This window comes from Streptococcus suis YS161, assembly GCF_002760245.1.
Taxonomy (GTDB): Bacteria; Bacillota; Bacilli; order Lactobacillales; family Streptococcaceae; genus Streptococcus; species Streptococcus suis_I.
Genome location: NZ_ASCA01000096.1, coordinates 1 through 1,531 on the forward strand (window position 1 = coordinate 1; position 1,531 = coordinate 1,531).

The 1,531-nt window shown below is 41.0% G+C and carries 2 protein-coding genes; both read right to left on the reverse strand.

The window, feature by feature from the left end:
* Window positions 1-59: 59 nt before the first annotated feature.
* Window positions 60-302, reverse strand: a complete 243-nt coding sequence (locus SST111_RS11840) for a hypothetical protein (RefSeq protein WP_001072182.1) — start codon at window positions 300-302, stop codon at window positions 60-62.
* Window positions 303-319: 17 nt separating this feature from the next.
* Window positions 320-1,531 (reverse strand): VirD4-like conjugal transfer protein, CD1115 family (locus SST111_RS11845; RefSeq protein WP_099811580.1); only part of this gene is annotated, 1,212 nt, incomplete at its 5' end.

A 1,531-nucleotide genomic window follows, 5' to 3' on the forward strand; every position in this document is an offset into this window, starting at 1 on the left:
GAGGCTAGATATACAAAAGGTGACGTAAAATTCATTATCATGTCATGTGCTGTCCTCCCCTAAATGGTAATCTGTGTCACAAAAGCACCTGCAGCTCCCACCATGACACCGCCAACAATTTCTAGAATGGCATTTCGGACACCTGGACCTCCATCTTTAATGTTGGTTGAAAGGTTGATAATACCCATGACAACAAGAAAGGCTCCTACTGCAATTAAGCCTTTTTGTAATAGAGACATGGCTTGGGAGAACATGGAGCTGGCGTCCACTCCGTAAACAAAGCCTGTTAGTTTTTGATTCATATTTTTCCTCATTTCTATTAATGTAGTGACGTTTCTGTGCTTAAATCTCTTATTGTATGGCCTGACAAATCTATCTCTTCCTCAGTGATTAGGGGATTGATGTGATAGTGCCACCAGCGTTCATCAGATTCCTTATCCGCAAGCCATTTCCAATTCTTATGTTTGAGTGGAAAATATTTCTTTGATCTAAATACTGGCACTCCTGCAATTCGTACGAGGCACTCATCTCGTTTCATATTCCCGACTTCATCAGCCGTCATCAAGTCACGAGCAATTTTCTGGTGTGAGGTAGAACTTGAGCCAGTCTGCCCAAAAGAACGACTGGTACTTCTGACATCAATGGTTTGTTTACCTAATAGACCACTCATGAATTTGAAAGTTTCCTCGTCATTTCCACCCAAATAGAGGAGGCTATCACAGTTCCCCAGAATAGTTTTCCAAGCTTCTTTTTCCTTATAAAGTCCTTGGAGTTGGGCAATATTTTGTAAGATTGGTACTAGACTCATATTCCTAGAACGAACTGTTGAGGTTTGTTCGGCGAAGTCTGGGATTTCTCCGACATTGGCAAACTCATCCAGATAGCTTCTAACATGGATAGGTAGTTGCCCTTTGAAGTCCACATCAGCCTGTCTGGTCAAAGTGGAGAAAACCGTAGAGAAAAATAAAGCAGATAGGAAACGAAAGGTCGTATCATTGTCTGGAATAACAAGATAGACCATGGTCTTTTGAGTGCCCCACGTTTTCAAATCCATAGTGTCTCTTTGTGTCAAATCAATCACTGATTGGATATTAAAAAGGGCAAATTTAGCTGTTGTGACCGCAATCACCGAATCCAACGTCTTATCTTTATAGTTTTGGAAATCCGCCCAATTTCGCATAGTAAAGTTTTCGTGACCGTATTTTTTAGCATAATCTTCAAACAAGACTTCAAGAACACTTTTGTCCTGATTGTCTCTCTTTGATAAGAGTTTGATGAGTTTCCCAATCTCTGAAAAGGCTGGATAACGGCCACGCTTACGTCTTGCTTCCTGCTCTTGCTTGGAACTTCCTGGAGGATTGTAAAAATCCACCAAATAAGAGGCAATAGCTCTCACCAATGTCATGGAAGCCTCATCCCAAAATGGATCACTGCGAGAACCATTTCCCTTGGTATTATTAAAATAGACCGTTAACATGCGGTTCAAATCATTCTCTGTTTCTACATAACGAAAGGGATTAAAACCGTCTGA

Coding starts and splice junctions, on each gene's coding strand:
- SST111_RS11840 (WP_001072182.1), bottom strand. CDS start 302: ATGAATCAAAAACTAACAGGCTTTGTTTACGGAGTGGACGCCAGCTCC.